Below are 16,488 nucleotides of genomic sequence, written 5' to 3' on the forward strand. Positions count from 1 at the left end.
GTATTATAATAAGGTCAACACCTCATAAGGAGATATTTATATGAAGCTTTTTTACCCTGAGATATTTGATGAATTTGTCTGCACAGGCTCGCAGTGTTCTGACAACTGCTGTATGACCGATTGGGATATCGAGATAGACGAGGACACCTACGGCTTTTACAAAAAGCTTGACAATGATATAGGCAGGAAGTTTGTGAACTCAGTTACAGAAGACGAGGGCGTGAAATATCTTGTCCACTGTGACGGAAAATGCCCTATGCTCAACGAAAAGGGGCTTTGCTCTGTTCAGCTTGCTTACGGTGAGGAAAACATCTCAGACATATGCCGTGAACACCCGAGGTTTTACGAGTGGTTTGGAGATTACAAGGAGGCAGGCGTGGGACTTGCCTGCGAAGAAGCTGTGAGAATGTATCTTTCTGATGATGAGCCTGTAAGGTTTTTTACCAAAGAGATAGATGAAGAGCCTGACGACCTTGAGTTCGATCCCCAGCTTCTTGAAACCATGCTTTTTGCACGGACGGCTTTCATTGACCTGCTTCAAAACAGGGAATATTCTCTCCATGACAGGCTTGTGAACGTTCTTTCAGCGTCAGCGGAGATACAATATGCTCTTGACGAAGAGGATACAGAGGAGATAAAAGCCATTGCCCAGAAGCTTTCCCACCCTGAGATAATTGCAGAGCGTGTGGAGAGCTTGAAAAAGGCTTTTCCTGAAAAGCCTTTGGAAAATGCCGAAAATATGCTTTTATATCTTGAACGTCTTGACTTTATAGGCGACATTCTCCCACAGCAGATAAAGGACGCAAGCCGCTTTGTGAAAAAGCTTTCCGCACCCTTAAAGGCTCAGACGAGCGGCGAGTACGAAAAGCTTGCGGTGTATTTTGTATACAGATATTTTCTTAAAGCTGTGAGAGATTTCGACCTGCTGTCAAAAATAAAGGCTATGATAGTGTTCGTTTTTGCCGCAGAGGTCATAAACCTCAGTCGTGAGCAGGACGCTCCCGCACGCTTTGAAACCGTCAAGGAGCTTTGCAAGGAGATAGAATACTCAGGTGACAACATGGATAGGATATATGACGACAGCTATCTTTCCGATATTTTCTCCGATATTTCTATGCTTGCACTTCTTGAATGGACGCTTTAGAGAAGAAGGTAACCAAGCGCCAGAAGAAGCTTTATGTCTGCGCCCTGCTTGTATAATATGTAAATAAGCAGACCGATAAGGGCTTTTTCCTCGTCTATCTTTATATCGCCTAAATTCCCCCCAAGCAGACCGCTCAAAAGCGAACTGCTCTGAGGGGCTTTTTGTGGGCTATGAACATTCTGAGTGCGAGGGGTTTCCTCTGCTTTAGGTGATGCAGGCTCGCTATCAGGGCTTACGCCCACAATGCTTCGTGAACGCCTTTGCATTTCTCTCACACGGCGAATGGCTTCCTCCTGCATGGTGGTGAAATTATTGTCATCAGAATAAGCCAAGCAGATCACCTCCCAGAAGTCCGCTTTCTTTCAGTGCGGGATACACCGCAAAAAGCTTGAATATTTTTATGAGCCTGTCTATTTTCGCCTGATTTTCTTCTTTCAGCAGAGGTCGCAGAGCAAGAAGAAGCTGGATATTTTTATCGGGCTTTGAAGCCGACTGCATAATGCTTTGTATCTTCATAAGCTTTGCAATATCAAGCCCCCCTGTCTGTGTCGCTTGCGCAGGCTTGCTTTCCTCAGGAGGAGAAACGCCGCCTAGGCTTTGGAGAAGCTGAGAAAAGTCCATGTTCCGGGGGCTTTGTGGAGCTTCGCTCTGACCGCCCTGTTCTCCCTGTCCGCCGTTATCCGCCGTGAGCATATCCGCAAGCTCCTTTATCTGTTTCATGCTTTCCTCGTCATTAAGCACATTCTGTATTTTGTTCATCAGATCGTCCAATTATTTCACCGCCTGTTCAAGCTTTTGCCCTGTAAAATACTATTTTCCCTGAAGCTTTTTGAATATCGCCCTTGCCTGTGGTGAGGACAATATTTTCTCGGCAGTTTTCGGATCTGACAAAGCCTTTTGAAGCATCATAGCCTCGTTTTGTGGCATACCCTGAAGCGCCCTGTCATAAACTCCGCTTTCAAGCTGACCTTTCAGCACATCAGGAGTAGTGCCTAGCTTTCTTGAAGCCACTGCAAGAAGCGCCTGCATGGCTTTTGGATCCATAGAATTGAAGCTGTTTTTTGCGCTCATAAAAAATTCTCCTTTTTTCTATAGTATTTATAAATATTTATGTTATAATATTGCTTGTTATAACTGGTAAAGGGGTGTAACTATGAGAATAATCGTTTTTTCGGATACTCATGGAAATTATTCTGCAATGCACAAAATATTCAAGAGAAACGGCGACGCCGACCTGTTTATTTTTCTTGGTGACGGCGAACGTGACCTTGACAGCCTGAGAGTTCAGTATCTTGACAAAAAGATAGTAAACGTATCAGGAAACTGCGACTTTGCCTCGCTCACTCCCGAAAATGACATATACATGACCGATGACGGTATAAAGATATTTTTCACACATGGCCACAAGTGGGGTGTGAAATACTCTACCGACAGACTTTTTTACAAAGCCAAGGAAATAGGCGCACAGATAGCACTTTTCGGACACACACACTGTCGCTACTATGCCTATGAGGAGGGTATCCACATTTTAAACCCCGGCAGTGCAGGTCAGCCGAGAGACGGCAAGCCTGCAAGCTATGCCTATATTGACATTACAAAGGACGGTGGCATATTCTGTAGTCACGTTGACCTATAATATGCTCAGAGCTTAGATCTTGTTAAACAAAAAGCGGACGAACACTTTTCATGTTCGCCCGCATTTTTATGCTAAAAATTATTCTGATATCTCTTTTCTTACCCTTTCAAGCTCATCAAGGAACATCTGATCCGCATGGCTAAGGCGGTAATTGCTCTGATAGATAAGAACGTCCTTATTGGTCTTTTTGAAGCTATGACAAACTCTCTGCACAAGGCCATAACGCTTCAATATCTCCTTTGGCAGAGGACTTACCCACATAAAAGAGTCTGGACAAGCCGAGAGGATATCGAACTGACTTCCTCTCTCATAGACGTAAATATGCCTGCTGTGATTATTAAGCTCAGCGTTTTTCTTCTGATAAGTCGCTGAGATATTCGGCACGATATTATCCCCGTGCAATACCTCTATGTATTTATCAAGGACAGTTTCGTTTATCTCTTTTTCTTTAGCAAGCTGACTGTTTTCGCTTGTGATAAGTACATAATCGAACTCCCACACGTTATGATATTTCAGATTTTTCTCTTCTATCATAGACATGAAAAAGCTCTCATACGCCACAGGATAACGGATTATACCCATGTTATATTCGCATTCCACCACTGCGTTTATGGCTTCCATGGAGTTTGTTTCCCTTATTTTTGCGTCAAGCTCCACATTCGTGCCTAACTTGTTCACAAAGCAAGTGAAAGCATGGGTTATATAGCTTGCCCTTGGCAAAAGCAGAGAGAAGTTCACAGCGTTTTCACCATTATCCTTATAAAGGCTCTCCATTTTATCCATTTGCACAAGTATAGCCTTGGCATACTGCAGGAACTGTTTGCCCTTTTCTGTGGCAACAACACCCTTTGCACTTCTTTTAAAAATCGGTATGCCAACTTCTCTTTCCATTTCCTTTATGGCTTTTGAAAGGTTAGGCTGACCCATATAAAGTGCTGAAGCTGCTTTTGTGATAGACCCAAGTCTTTCGACCTCTACCATATATCTGAGATGAGTTAAATTCATAGTTTCCCCTTCTTTGTTATCGGTATATAAAATTTTAAGGCTGTCATATAATATTATATATGCTTTCTGTCAATTTCATTATAAAGCTTTGTTAAAAACTTGTCAACCACAAGGAGCGTTTTTTAACATTTATTTAACATAAAGCAAAGTCATTTACCTCTTGACAATGCCTTTATACTCTGTTATAATCTTATATGTTTAAGGCTTACTTCTGCCGCCGGGTAGAAGTTTTGCGTCGGACCTGCTGTCGTTAGGCTTTAAAAGACAGCGGTGTTCGGCGTTTTTTTGTGGGATAAACGGAGGGTAAAAATGAAGAAAAATTCACATCTTAGGGACTTTGCCAGATACGCTTCTCTGAACGTTCTTGGAATGATAGGTGTATCGTGCTATATCCTTGCGGACACGTTCTTTGTCGCAAAGGGCATGGGTGCAGACGGCGTAACTGCACTGAATATCGCCATTCCAATATACAGCCTTATCCACGGCACCGGACTTATGATCGGCATGGGCGGAGCGACAAAGTTTGCAATATACAAAAGTCAGGGACGTGACGAAGCAGGAAGCAGAGTTTTCACCTGTGCACTGCTTATGGCTCTGGTGCTTGGAGCGATATACTTTTTGGGCGGAGCGTTTTTCTCAATGCCACTTGCAAAGCTTCTTGGTGCAAAGGGCAGCGTTGTGGGCATGACTAATACCTACCTAAAAGTGCTTATGATGTTCGGACCGTTCTTTGTGCTTAACGACACTTTCAACTGCTTTATAAGAAATGACGGAAACCCAAAGCTTTCAATGGCGGCAATGCTTACGGGAAGCTTTTCAAACATAATACTTGACTATGTGTTCATTTTCCCGCTGGATATGGGCATTTTCGGAGCTATCCTTGCAACAGGGCTTTCGCCTGTCATAAGCCTTTGCATACTGAGCATATACAAATTCCGCAAAAAGAACAGCTTCCATATCGTCAGGGCAAGGCACGAAGGGAGAACTTTTGGCGGCATATTATCCATAGGCGTGCAGTCGCTTATAACTGAGCTTTCATCAGGCATCGTAGTGCTTGCGTTCAATATAATAATACTTGGTCTTGCAGGCAACACAGGAGTTGCAGCTTATGCAGTGATAGCGAATACTTCCATTGTGGCTGTATCCATATTCACCGGTATCGCACAAGGCGGTCAGCCGCTTATCAGTGCTGCTCACGGCATTGGCAACAAAGACCGTCTTAGAGCAGTGCTGAGATATTCTGTTATATCACAGCTTGTGATTGCGCTTATGGTTTACCTTGCTATTGCATTTTTCACAACGCCTATCGCCGCTATATTCAACAGCGAGCATATCGACTCTCTTCAGCGCATGGCAGAGGACGGCATGAAAATATACTTCACCGGATTGTTTTTCTCAGGCTTCAATATAATAATATCTGCATTTTTTGCGGCTTCTGAAAAAATCATACCAGCCCAGACCATCACCATATTAAGGGGCTTTGCTCTTATCGTGCCAATGGCTTTCATTATGTCCAAGGCAGCAGGATTAACTGGCGTATGGCTTGCTTATCCTGTCACGGAATTTATCGTAGCGGCAATATCCATAATATTCTATATAAGAAACAGACACAAGACATAAAACAAAAGGCAAAGCATCAGGCTTTGCCTTTTTATTTTTGCGTATTTGTGCATAAAGCTTGAAAAACGGTGATTTTTGTGATATTATAAAGGGTAGTGATAAATTTTGCGGAGGTCAACTGACAAATGATAAACACAAGCGGCAACACGCTGATAATAGATATAAGGGACGAGCTTTCTTTTGAGTATGGTCACATTGACGGAGCAGTGAACATCCCTGCCGAAAAGCTTGATAAAAGCGACCTGCCAAAGGACAAAAAGCTTCTTATCTGCTGTAAAAGCGGACTTATAAGCGACACTGAGGCCGAAAAGCTTCGAGAGCTTGGCTATGACGCTGAAAACCTGGAGGGTGGCTACTATGGCTGGCTGAGAGAAAAGCTTTCCAAAGAAGTCGTAGAGGATATCTCACAGGACGCTGAGCGGAGCATACAAAAGAAATTCCGCAAGGAGATATGGAACAGATTCACACAATCTGTGAACGAATATGAGCTTATAAAGCCTAATGACAGGATAGCGGTGTGCATATCGGGCGGCAAGGATTCAATGCTCATGGCGAAGCTCATACAAATGCTTCACCGCCACAGCAAGTTCCCTTTCGAGGTAAAATATCTTGTTATGGATCCGGGCTACAGCCCTGCAAACCGTGAGATAATCGAGCGCAACGCAAAGCGGCTTGGAATACCCATAACAGTGTTTGAGTCTGATATTTTCGACTCTGTATACAATGTGGAGAAAAATCCATGCTATCTGTGCGCACGAATGAGAAGAGGTCATTTATACAGCAAAGCACAGGAACTTGGCTGTAACAAGATCGCACTTGGACATCACTATGATGATGTTATCGAAACTATACTAATGTCAATGCTTTACGGCGGACAGATACAGACAATGATGCCAAAACTCAACAGCACGAATTTTGAGGGTATGCAGCTTATAAGACCTCTCTATATGGTAAGAGAGGACGACATAAAAAGGTGGCGTGACTATAACGGGCTGCGTTTCATACAGTGTGCCTGCAAGTTCACCGACACCTGCACCACCTGCGCACCTGACAGCAGGACAGTATCAAAGCGTATGGAGATAAAACAGCTTATCGCAAAGCTAAAGCTTGTTAATCCGCAGGTGGAATACAACATTTTCAAGAGTGTGGAGAATGTTATGCTCAATCAGGTCATTGCATACAAAGATGACGAGGGCAGACACAGCTTTTTGGAGAGATTTAAAGAGGAATAAAAAATCATCGCCGCAGGCGATACCTTAATTCCTCATTCCTCACTCCTCATTCCTCACTTATCTATAAGGTGGCATAATAATGATCTTTCTATTTCTTCTGCCCTTTTATCTGGGCGTATCATCATACATGATGTTCCGATTTTTCTACTGGATGAAGCACTGCAACCACAGATTTAACTGGCTGCGTTTCAAAGTGCCTTTTGCAGTGGTCTATCTTTTCATGGCGCTTTCGCCTGTTATAGCTTTTCTGCTTCCAAAATCCGCCGTTGCTATCGTCATAAGGCGACTTTCTACATACTGGATAGGCATTATGCTCTACTCACTCTTGTATGTGGTGCTTTTTGACCTGCTAAGACTTATCGCAAAGCACACGAAGCTCAAAAACACGCTGCTTTTTTCCCGTGGAAGCGTTATTTCCATAGGTTCGGTGGTTGTGGCTTGTGCGGTGGCGACCTGTCTTTACGGCATTTTCAATGCACGAAACATCAAGGTAAATGAATACAGCGTAACTGTCAACAAGTCATGCGGCAGTGACAAGCATTTAAAGGCTGTGCTTGTGGCTGACCTGCACATGGGTTACGCTATCGGTGTGGATCACATCACCAACATGGTTGAGAAAATAAACCAGCAGGACGCTGACATTGTTATAATAGCAGGAGATATTTTTGACAACAGCTATGACGGCATGGACGATCCCGAAGGTATAAAGGCACAGCTCAGGTCCATAAAGAGCAAATATGGTGTTTATGCTGTCTACGGCAACCACGATATAGATGAAAAAATTCTCATGGGCTTCACATTCGATTGGGGTGGCAAGCAGCTTCATAGTGAAAAAATGACAAACTTTATGAAAGAGTGTAACATAAAGCTTATCAATGATGAGTCTGTTTTGATAAACGATGAATTTTATCTTGTGGGCAGGCGTGACACTGACAAGCCCGGTACTGAGGACGGCACTCGTGCAGAGATATCAGAGCTTACGAAAGATCTTGACAAGACCAAGCCGATATTCGTGCTTTCCCACGAGCCTGACGAGCTTCAAAAGACCGCTGACGCAGGTGCGGACATAGATTTCTCAGGTCACACACATGACGGGCAGCTTTTCCCAGGCAATCTGACAATAGGTCTTTTCTGGGAAAACCCATGTGGCATGATAAAGAAAGATAATATGTACTCCATTGTCACCTCTGGTGTTGGTGTATACGGCACTTTCATGAGGGTAGGAACTGACGCTGAGATATGCTCTGTAGATATTGATTTTGCAGGTTAAGTTATATAGTAAAAGGTCTGTCACTTGATTTTGGTGACAGACCTTTTTTATGCTAAACAATATCTTTTTCAAAAACGGCTTTGATATTCATATCACCATTCACCTTAGCCTTTATCTCCGATTGGGTATTATCGCCATTTACGCCCTCCCAATGGTCAAAATGCCAGCCTGATTTTGCTTGTGCGTTCAATTTTATCTCACAGCCGTCAAAATATGTGCCGCTATAATCACTTTCTATTTCAACGCCCCCTATCAAAACGCTTCCCTGCTCGTTATCCGCTGATATCTTCACTGTTCTGCGCTCATAATAGTCAAACTCTCTTTCAAGATAGCCAAGCACTTTATCATATCTTCCCTCAATAAAATTCTGCCAACGTATTATCATAGGGTCTGTAGCTTTCGCAAGGTTTGCCCATGTTGGAAAACGGTCGAAATAATTATCAAGCTCGCCGTAATAGATATTCTTATAATATTCGAGATACTCCCCGAACCGCTCCGCAGTAAAGTTCACGCTTCCAAGCTGACACATTGCCGAGGTGAGCTTCAAATCAAATTCCTCGTTATCTATAAGGCTGCAAAGTATTCCGCCAAACTTTGTATAGCTTTGGCTTCTAAGATACGAGAACATATTTGTTTCCAGATCCTTCTCGTTATAATGCGAGCATGACGATTCCGTGTCGAAAAGCACAAAGCGCCATCTGCCATCTGCATAGCTATTGCCCTGCTCTATGGTTCTTGTGCGCCAGCAAGCATAGTTGTTCTGCGGCCAATCGTCATTGAAGATATACATTTCCGTGGCGGCATACTCCACAAGGTTATCCATATCTATCATTGCGCAGGCTTTGCGATAATTCTCCTCAATGGACATATCGTTTTCTGTGATAAACTTATACATATCATTGAAAAGCTTTTCGTCCTCAGCCTCACCCTCGCTCAGCTTATCATTTTTATACATGACAACGTTGCTTTTTGCAACATTATATCTATCCGCAAAATATCTGTCGCTGTAATCCGACTGCAAGGTATAAAGTCCCCAGTATTCACCGTCTATAAACACCACGCAGGCTGTTCCCTGCTGAGTTTCAACACCTCTGCCTGACACCATATTTTGTATCATCATGTCCTTGAACTTTGAGTAATTGGCGTCATTTCCGCCGTTTCTAAGCACAAAGGTCTTGCAGGAGGTGATAGCCTCGCCGTTTACATCTGTAAAGCTATCCCAGAAAGCTGTATCAAAAGAGCTTTTGCCGTAATCGTTTCGAGCATAAAGCCTGAACGACTTTTGATAATCCGCCCTAGACCAGCCACCTTGTATCCTTATGCCGCAATCCTGAGAAATAAGGCTGTTGCCCTCACTGTCGAAATACTCAACATAACATTCCTTTTCCCACTCTCTGCCACGCTGATTGTAGTTTGCAGGGATAGAGCCGTTCCAAGGGTGGTCGGGATTTTCTTCGTCATATTCTTTGTATACGTCCCCAAGACAGTAAATGCCCGTTTTTTCGTTGAAAAGCCCATCAGGATCGGTGGTAATGGATACTATAGGCAGATCGTTATGATCTGCACTTGAAACGTCCACAAAATAAGTGGCAGTAACAGTTTTTCCGCACTTTCCGCTTGTACCCTCTGCGCAGGCTCTTATGACAGTGCCTTTATCAACTGCACTTTTGGCAGGCAGTTTTATGCTGTCACGATAGTCAAGCTGTATCTTCATAGGGTCATAAGCCGAAAGGACATTTTCATCATCTGACCTGTCGTCAATTCTCAGGGCATTTTCATAGACCTTTCTTGTGTCTGACGTGGCAGGGTCGGTGCCGTCGGTGGTATAATACACCGTCTGACTCTCTCCTGCGGTTATCTCAAGGTCAAAAGCCTTTTCATAGCTACCTGCCGCCTGAGAAAACACAGGTGTATCTCCGATAGTTTTCTCTGCATTCGCCGCAAGAGGTGTAGGCTCTGAAACGTACATTTCACCCTTGACATTTTTAGAATAGCTCACGCCCTTGTTAAGCTTAGGCATTTTTATGCTCTCACACTGGAACGAGTCATATTTCAATATTATCTCCGCTTCGCTGACCTTGCCTATGCTGAAATCAGCGTGAGGAAAATCAGCATTTTCAAAGCCTGCTGACGAGCAGTATACTATTATATAGTCATGGGCTTTAATGACATATCCGCCCAAAGGCTGATCTCCACCGCCATTTTTTGAAAGTGAAAATCCCGTAAGTGAAATATCTTTATTTGTAGGATTATATATCTCTATCCAATCGCTTGGTTCTCCGTTTTTGTCCTGCATAGCTGTTTTCTTAGATGTTTCGCTGTTTGAGGGGCATATCTCGCTTATATATATTTTCGGCGGTCTTATTATCACCGCAGCGAGCATTACCACCGCTGCCACCGCCGCAAGACAAAGCCCTATCACGAAAGCCCTTTTTAGTCCCAATACAAAACCTCCTGCTCTGCAATACTACAGATATCATTATAGCCTTTTTTCACATTTCTGTCAACCAACTGCAAAACATACAAAATCCATGGGGATTTTCTCTGTGGCTTTTACTATTTCTACAATCCTTTTAACTTTTACTTGACAAACTTTTACGGCTGTGCTTTAATAGAGTAGTAGGGTAAAATCCCCGTAAATACGAAAGGAATGGTACATATATGAAGTTAAGAAAAGTTCTGGCACTTGCCGCTGCAGCGGTAATGGCTGTGGCTGCTCTTGCGTCATGCGGCGTTAAGGAGGACTCCTCCAACGATTCAAAGGCAGGCGGCTCATCAGAAAAGCACTATAAGATAGGCATTGTTCAGATAATGGAGCATACATCTCTCAACACTATCAGAGATGCTGTTATTGACAGACTTGCAGAGCTTGGCTATGTTGACGGCAAAAACTGCACTATCGACGCTCAGCAGGCTAATAACGAGTCAACAACTGTTCAGCAAATACTCGACCAGTTCAAGGCTGACGGTGACGATATCATCATCGCTATCACAACACCATGCGCACAGCTCGCAGCTCCATACTCTGAGGAGATACCTGTAGTATTCTCCGCAGTAACAGACCCTATCGGTGCAGGTCTTTGTGACTCGCTTGAAAGCACAGGGGCAAACATCACAGGCACATCTGACAAGCTCGCTATCACAAAGATACTTGACTTTGCGCTTGAAATGAAGCCTGAAATAAAAACTCTCGGTTATCTTTACAACACAGGCGAGGACAACTCAGTTTCTACCCTTAAAGAAGTAAAGGCTTACTGTGAGGAAAAGGGTATCACTGTTATCGAAGGCGCTGCTTCAAACACATCCGAGGTGCAGGAAGCTGCTCAGAACCTTGCCGCAAAGTGCGACGCTGTATTCTCACCTAACGACAACACTATCGCAGGCGCTATGGGTACAGTTACAGAAGTTATGAACAAGGCGAAGGTTCCAATGTTCGTTGGCGCTGACTCAATGGTAATGGACGGCGGTCTTGGCACTGTTGGTATCGAGTATTCCGACCTTGGAAAGGAAACTGCAAACATGGCAGCTCAGATACTCAGCGGTGAAAAGAAGGCTTCCGAGATACCAATAAAGGTATTCAACGAAGACCTCAGCACTTATATCAACAAGACAACTGCTGACACGATCGGTATCACTATTCCTGACGATATTGCAAACGGAGAAAAGACAGTTTACTTTAATTAAACTATTGCAAAATCAAATCAAACATAGTATAATAGTAGGGAGCGGGACTTTCGCTCCCTGCTATTTTTTATTGAAAGGAAAATTATATGAAACTGAATAAGAAAACAGTTATCTCGCTTATACCGAAAGCTGTGCTTTTGATCTTACTTCTTGTGATAATAAACACTCAGCTCACGGAAAGCGTTGTTACGGGAACATTTGAAAAGGGTCTTGTTTTTTCTATCCTTGCACTTGGAATATTCATCTCATTCAGGATACTTGATATCCCTGACCTATCAGTAGACGGAACTTTCACCCTTGGCGTTGCAGTATCAGTTATGCAAGCTTTCAACGGCGACCCTATCAAGGGCATACTGCTGTCAATAGTTGCAGGAGCTATCGCAGGAAGCGTGACGGGAATACTTATCACAAAACTCAACGTTCAGCCTATACTTGCAGGAATAATCACAATGACGGCTCTTTACTCCATAAACCTGAAAATCATGGACAGACCTAATATTTCACTCTATAAGAAAGATACTATATTTACAATGGCACAGAAATATTTCGGCGACTATTACAAGCTTGCGGCGGCAGGTATCGTGCTTGTTATTGCGGCTGTTCTGCTTTTCTGGTTTCTTAAAACTCAGGCAGGAATGTCACTTAGAGCCACAGGCGACAATGAATACATGGTAAGGGCTTCTTCAATAAACTCAGACAGAATGAAGATAATGGGCTTTGCCATTGCAAACGCTTTGGTATCCCTTTCAGGCGCAATGTACGCTCAGTATTCCTCGGCAGGCGACTCAAACAGCGGTACAGGTATGCTGGTGGTAGGTCTTGCTTCTATCATTATTGGTGAGATATTCTTCAGCAAGCACTCGATCCTCTGCGGAATACTTGCGGCGATATTCGGTGCGATAGCATACAGATTTGTTCTTGCTTTTGCAATGAATCTCGGTATGGACAGCAACTACACAAAGCTTTTCTCAGCCTGCATAGTTGCCCTTGCTATCTCTCTGCCTGCTATCAAGAAGTATATCACAAAGGCATACAAGCGTGTATGCAGTGACAAATAGGAGGTTTAAAATGCTTAAGCTTGAAAATATAAACATAACCTTCAACAAGAACACTGCCAACGAGCGTAAGGCACTCCAGCACATAGACCTTGATGTGGCTGACGGAGATTTCGTTACTGTAATAGGTTCAAATGGTGCAGGAAAATCCACACTTATGAACGTTATCAGTGGCAGCTACGAGGCTGACACCGGCAAGATATTCCTTGACGGAAAGAACATCACTCACCTAAAGGAGCACCAACGCGCAAGAACTATAGGCAGGCTTTTCCAAGACCCGCTGAGAGGAACTGCGCCAAACATGACCATAGAGGAAAATCTCGGCCTTGCCTACAGCCGTGGAAAGCGTCGTTCGCTGACTATCGGTATCAGGAAAAAGGACGTTTCAGTGTTCAGAGAAAGACTCAAGGAGCTTGACTTAGGTCTTGAGGACAGAATGAAAATGCCTGTGGGCTTGCTCTCAGGCGGACAGCGACAGGCGCTCACATTGCTTATGGCGACTATCGTTACACCAAAGCTTCTGCTTCTTGACGAACACACTGCGGCACTTGACCCTAAGACCGCAGAAAAGGTCATGAGGATAACCGAAAAAATAGTAAAAGAAAACGCACTGACTACTCTTATGATAACACACAACATTTCAAATGCCATTGAATACGGCAACAAGACTATCGTAATGAGCCAAGGCAAACTGCTTCTTACTATCGAGGGCGAGCAGAGAGCAAACATGACGGTGGAAAAGCTTATGAAGCTTTATTCCGACACCGCCGAGGACGAACTTTCAGACAAGATGATACTTCAAGAATAATCAGACATACAAAAAGCTGCGGAGTTTTCCCTCCGCAGCTTTTACTTTTGTTCTTTCACATAAGACTAAACATATGTTATATCTATTCCTGCGATCTTTGCTCTGCCCTTTATGATAAGGATCTTTTCTTTTTCATCATAAGCTCCGTTAGGCTGGTCTATTCCGCCAAGAACGCAGTCGGCTTCCACCTTTATGCCCCAGTTCTTCGGGATATAAAGCTCCACTCCGCCGCAAAGCACATCAACATTCAGCTCGACTTCGTTTCCTGCCATATCGGCAGAATCAAAGTACACCTCCATACCGCTGTAACGGCAGCTTATGTCAACTCTTTTCAATACCTTTGAGGTTATATATTTTGTGCAGCCTGAAAATTTTGCGTCGATACGCACATATTCCCCGTTGTCTGAGGATTTATCCCATGCAGGATTATCGGTAGTGTGGGTGGTCCACTTGCTTTGTGTAAACCTGTAGCGGTAAGGGAAAATAAATGAAAATCCCACGCTGAGAAGCAGTGCCGCACCCAAAACAGGCCATGGGGTGAACTTCTCGATACCGAGAGTTTCGTCAAAGAGTATCGCCATGATAGCCATAGGGAAGAATATTCCCCAGAAGTTAAGGTGTCTGACGCTCGTTACGATAACAGGAACGAGGAGCAGTGAGATCACAACGCTCCACACGCTTACACTTCCAAGCAGACCTGTGCGGTCAAGGATAAGCGCAACGCCTGCAAGGATAAAGAACAAGCCCCATATAAGATTTTTGTTTTTCATAGAAATCTCCTTTCTCCAAGTCTGAGCTTCAAAAGCTTGTAATAGCTTCGTGAGGCGTAAAGCTGTTTGTGAGTGCCTGCAAAGCTTATAAGGCTTGCAGAGGTTATGTTTCGCTCAACGGAATAGATGTGCTTTACATTCACGATTGCTGATTTTGACACCCGCACGAACTTTCGTGGAAGTATCTCTTCAAGCTCGAAAAGTTTCATTTTCACTTGAAAAACGTCGTCAGAGGTATGAGCGTTAAGATTATGTTCCCCTGTTTCAAAAAACAGTATGGAATCAAGGGGAGGATAGAACTGAACTGCGTCTTTGAAAAAAGCTATCTCAGGCTCGCTCTCAGCGGACTCAGCCGCCCTTTTCATTTTAAGCACACGTTCATCGGGCTGGGCGCACCTTATGACTATCTCGTCTTCAGACATATTCTCGTCTATCTCTATCCTGACCTTCACGCTTTCACCCCCGTTTTATCTGACAGCCTTATTATAATCTATTTTTCTTTTCATGTAAACCTCTTTTGGCTGACAGGTGCAGATTTCTATGCAAGAGGTAAATTTTATGGTCCAAAGGGGTGCTGACCATGCAGCACCCCCTTGATTTAGTTTTTTACCAGTAGCTTGCCTCGCTGCCCGTGCCGTTTTGCATATATTTGTATATGAGTTCAAAAAGCTCGCTGTTGTCAACATTGTTTTGTTCCATATAATCCACAACGCCCTGAGCGGTAAGACCGCTTGCATAGTCGCTGTTTCTAAGCAACATTGCAAACTCTGCCGCAGAGCAAGCCTTTGCAAAATTCTGTGACACAGCCTCTGTATAGTCAGAACACATAACAGACTTGTCTATAAGCTTGCTTTCGCTCGCCTCCGGGTCTTTATACCTCACTGAAACTGTGAGCATTTCTCCGCTGAGCTCGTTGGTTTCAGCCTTGCTCTCGTTATCCTGATATTTCAGCGACTTTTCATTGCCGTTATTTGGCACTATCTCATACAAAACCGTGACCTGCTGACCCGAGCCGATATCGCCTGCGTCCTTTGTATCGTCTTCAAAGTCTTCGTCATTGAGAATTCTGTTTTCATAGCCCACCAGCCTGTATGCTGAAACATTTTCGGGATTAAACTCTATCTGCACCTTTGCGTCCTTTGCGACAGTGAAAAGAGTTCCGCTCATTTCTGTTACAAGCACTCTTTTTGCTTCGTCAACGCTGTCGATATAAGCATAGTTTCCGTTGCCGTTATCAGCAAGGGCTTCAAGCCTGTTATCCTTATAGTTTCCTGAGCCGAAGCCAAGCACTGAGAGATATACCCCTGAGTCACGCTTTTGTGATATAAGGTCGGTAAGCTCTTCTTCACTTGACAGACCAACGTTCAGATCGCCGTCAGTTGCAAGGATAACTCTGTTGTTGCCGTCCTCTATGAAATACTCCTCTGCAAGCTTGTAAGCTGTGGTAATTCCTGCCGCACCTGCTGTCGAGCCGCCTGCTGACAGGCTGTTAAGTGCTGAAACTATCTCCTCGCTGTTGTCGCCACTTTCGCCCTCAAGAACAACGCTGTCGCTGCCTGCATAAGTGACGATAGAAACTCTGTCATCAGCCCCAAGGTTTTCAGCAAGCATTGAGAAAGCCTGCTGAACAAGAGGAAGCTTATCCTCGTCCTCCATTGAGCCGCTCACGTCTATGAGGAAAACAAGGTTTGTAGGAACGTCCTTGACCTTTGCTTCCCTTGCCTGAAGCCCCACCAGCATAAGCTTTGCTTCACTGTTCCAAGGACAATCAGAAAGCTCGGTATTTATAGACACCGCGCCCTCCGTAGGCTTTTCATAGTCATACTTGAAATAGTTTATGAACTCCTCTGTTCTAACAGCGTCAGGGTCGACCTCCCAGCCATCATTTATCATTCTTCTCACGTTTGTGTAGGAAGCCGTGTCAACGTCTGTGGAAAAGGTGGAAAGCGGTTCGTCTGAAACGAGCTTATAGCCGTTTTCCGTCAGGTGGTTATATTCCTCGGTATTGTAACCCCCTCCTATATTCGCCGTGCCGTCAGTATCTCCGGCTGTAACATTGCTGTATCTGTAGTTTCCCGTAGTTGTTCTTTCATTGTTATAGCTGCCGCTCTTTCTGCTCTCCGAGCCGTCATAACCGCTTCCGCATGAAGCAAGCATTGTCGCCGTCATCATAAGCGACAGAGTCATGGTCAAGTTTCTTTTTATGCTGTTTGAAGTTGTCTTTTTCATAGCTGTCATCTCCCGTAAAATAGCGTGGGCGATAT

The 16,488-nt window shown here is 44.1% G+C and carries 16 protein-coding genes; 8 read left to right on the forward strand and 8 right to left on the reverse strand.

Annotated features, from left to right (window positions below):
- Positions 1–40 precede the first annotated feature (40 nt).
- Positions 41–1,144: a flagellin lysine-N-methylase gene (gene fliB, locus QVO88_RS00305; RefSeq protein WP_022286538.1), complete on the forward strand. Its 1,104-nt coding sequence runs from the start codon at positions 41–43 to the stop codon at positions 1,142–1,144.
- Here fliB and QVO88_RS00310 read toward each other — a convergent pair.
- Genes QVO88_RS00310 through QVO88_RS00320 form a run of 3 tightly spaced genes read right to left on the reverse strand, consistent with a single transcriptional unit; the run spans position 1,141 to position 2,215 of the window.
- Positions 1,141–1,476 (reverse strand): hypothetical protein, encoded by a 336-nt coding sequence (locus QVO88_RS00310; RefSeq protein ID WP_022286539.1) that lies wholly within the window; start codon positions 1,474–1,476, stop codon positions 1,141–1,143. The genes fliB and QVO88_RS00310 overlap by 4 nt on opposite strands.
- On the reverse strand, positions 1,463–1,915 hold the full coding sequence (locus QVO88_RS00315; RefSeq protein ID WP_022286540.1) for a hypothetical protein: 453 nt from the start codon (positions 1,913–1,915) through the stop codon (positions 1,463–1,465). Before QVO88_RS00315 ends, QVO88_RS00310 begins: the two co-directional genes overlap by 14 nt.
- A 39-nt stretch (positions 1,916–1,954) precedes the next feature.
- Complete coding sequence (locus QVO88_RS00320) at positions 1,955–2,215, reverse strand: hypothetical protein (RefSeq protein ID WP_022286541.1); 261 nt, start codon at positions 2,213–2,215, stop codon at positions 1,955–1,957.
- An 82-nt stretch (positions 2,216–2,297) separates the two neighbouring features.
- Here QVO88_RS00320 and QVO88_RS00325 point away from each other — a divergent pair, with 82 nt between their 5' ends.
- The gene (locus tag QVO88_RS00325; RefSeq protein WP_022286542.1) at positions 2,298–2,780 is read left to right on the forward strand and encodes a metallophosphoesterase; all 483 of its coding nucleotides are present in this window, start codon (positions 2,298–2,300) and stop codon (positions 2,778–2,780) included.
- A gap of 78 nt (positions 2,781–2,858) precedes the next feature.
- Here QVO88_RS00325 and QVO88_RS00330 read toward each other — a convergent pair whose 3' ends face one another.
- Complete coding sequence (locus QVO88_RS00330) at positions 2,859–3,785, reverse strand: LysR family transcriptional regulator (RefSeq protein WP_022286543.1); 927 nt, start codon at positions 3,783–3,785, stop codon at positions 2,859–2,861.
- Positions 3,786–4,094: 309 nt separating this feature from the next.
- Here QVO88_RS00330 and QVO88_RS00335 point away from each other — a divergent pair, with 309 nt between their 5' ends.
- The 3 genes from QVO88_RS00335 (at position 4,095) to QVO88_RS00345 (ending at position 7,907) form a co-directional block, all read left to right on the forward strand.
- The gene (locus QVO88_RS00335) at positions 4,095–5,405 is read left to right on the forward strand and encodes an MATE family efflux transporter (protein ID WP_022286544.1); all 1,311 of its coding nucleotides are present in this window, start codon (positions 4,095–4,097) and stop codon (positions 5,403–5,405) included.
- 125 nt (positions 5,406–5,530) lie between these two features.
- Positions 5,531–6,637: an ATP-binding protein gene (locus QVO88_RS00340; protein ID WP_022286545.1), complete on the forward strand. Its 1,107-nt coding sequence runs from the start codon at positions 5,531–5,533 to the stop codon at positions 6,635–6,637.
- Between the two features lie 79 nt (positions 6,638–6,716).
- Positions 6,717–7,907, forward strand: a complete 1,191-nt coding sequence (locus QVO88_RS00345; protein WP_022286546.1) for a metallophosphoesterase — start codon at positions 6,717–6,719, stop codon at positions 7,905–7,907.
- A 52-nt stretch (positions 7,908–7,959) separates the two neighbouring features.
- Here the strand turns inward: QVO88_RS00345 and QVO88_RS00350 are convergent, their stop codons facing one another.
- Positions 7,960–10,350 carry a CotH kinase family protein gene (locus tag QVO88_RS00350; protein WP_022286547.1) on the reverse strand — a complete coding sequence of 797 codons (2,391 nt, stop codon included), beginning with the start codon at positions 10,348–10,350 and terminating at the stop codon, positions 7,960–7,962.
- A 218-nt stretch (positions 10,351–10,568) separates the two neighbouring features.
- Here QVO88_RS00350 and QVO88_RS00355 point away from each other — a divergent pair, with 218 nt between their 5' ends.
- From QVO88_RS00355 to QVO88_RS00365, 3 genes are all read left to right on the forward strand, one after another.
- The gene (locus QVO88_RS00355; protein WP_022286548.1) at positions 10,569–11,591 is read left to right on the forward strand and encodes an ABC transporter substrate-binding protein; all 1,023 of its coding nucleotides are present in this window, start codon (positions 10,569–10,571) and stop codon (positions 11,589–11,591) included.
- An 86-nt stretch (positions 11,592–11,677) separates the two neighbouring features.
- Positions 11,678–12,649, forward strand: coding sequence for an ABC transporter permease (locus tag QVO88_RS00360; protein WP_022286549.1), 972 nt, complete (start codon positions 11,678–11,680; stop codon positions 12,647–12,649).
- Between the two features lie 10 nt (positions 12,650–12,659).
- Positions 12,660–13,454 carry an ABC transporter ATP-binding protein gene (locus QVO88_RS00365; protein ID WP_022286550.1) on the forward strand — a complete coding sequence of 265 codons (795 nt, stop codon included), beginning with the start codon at positions 12,660–12,662 and terminating at the stop codon, positions 13,452–13,454.
- A gap of 65 nt (positions 13,455–13,519) precedes the next feature.
- On the opposite strand, the gene QVO88_RS00370 is transcribed toward QVO88_RS00365, so the two are convergent.
- The 3 genes from QVO88_RS00370 to QVO88_RS00380 form a co-directional block, all read right to left on the reverse strand.
- Positions 13,520–14,224, reverse strand: coding sequence for a hypothetical protein (locus QVO88_RS00370; protein WP_022286551.1), 705 nt, complete (start codon positions 14,222–14,224; stop codon positions 13,520–13,522).
- Entirely contained in the window at positions 14,221–14,676 is a 456-nt protein-coding gene (locus QVO88_RS00375; RefSeq protein WP_022286552.1) for a LytTR family DNA-binding domain-containing protein, read from the reverse strand. Before QVO88_RS00375 ends, QVO88_RS00370 begins: the two co-directional genes overlap by 4 nt.
- A 154-nt stretch (positions 14,677–14,830) precedes the next feature.
- Positions 14,831–16,453 carry a von Willebrand factor type A domain-containing protein gene (locus QVO88_RS00380; RefSeq protein ID WP_022286553.1) on the reverse strand — a complete coding sequence of 541 codons (1,623 nt, stop codon included), beginning with the start codon at positions 16,451–16,453 and terminating at the stop codon, positions 14,831–14,833.
- Between the last annotated feature and the right edge of the window lie 35 nt (positions 16,454–16,488).

Origin of the sequence: Ruminococcus sp. CAG:57 (genome assembly GCF_000435935.1) — a bacterium.
Classification (GTDB): Bacteria; Bacillota; Clostridia; order Oscillospirales; family Ruminococcaceae; genus Hominimerdicola; species Hominimerdicola aceti.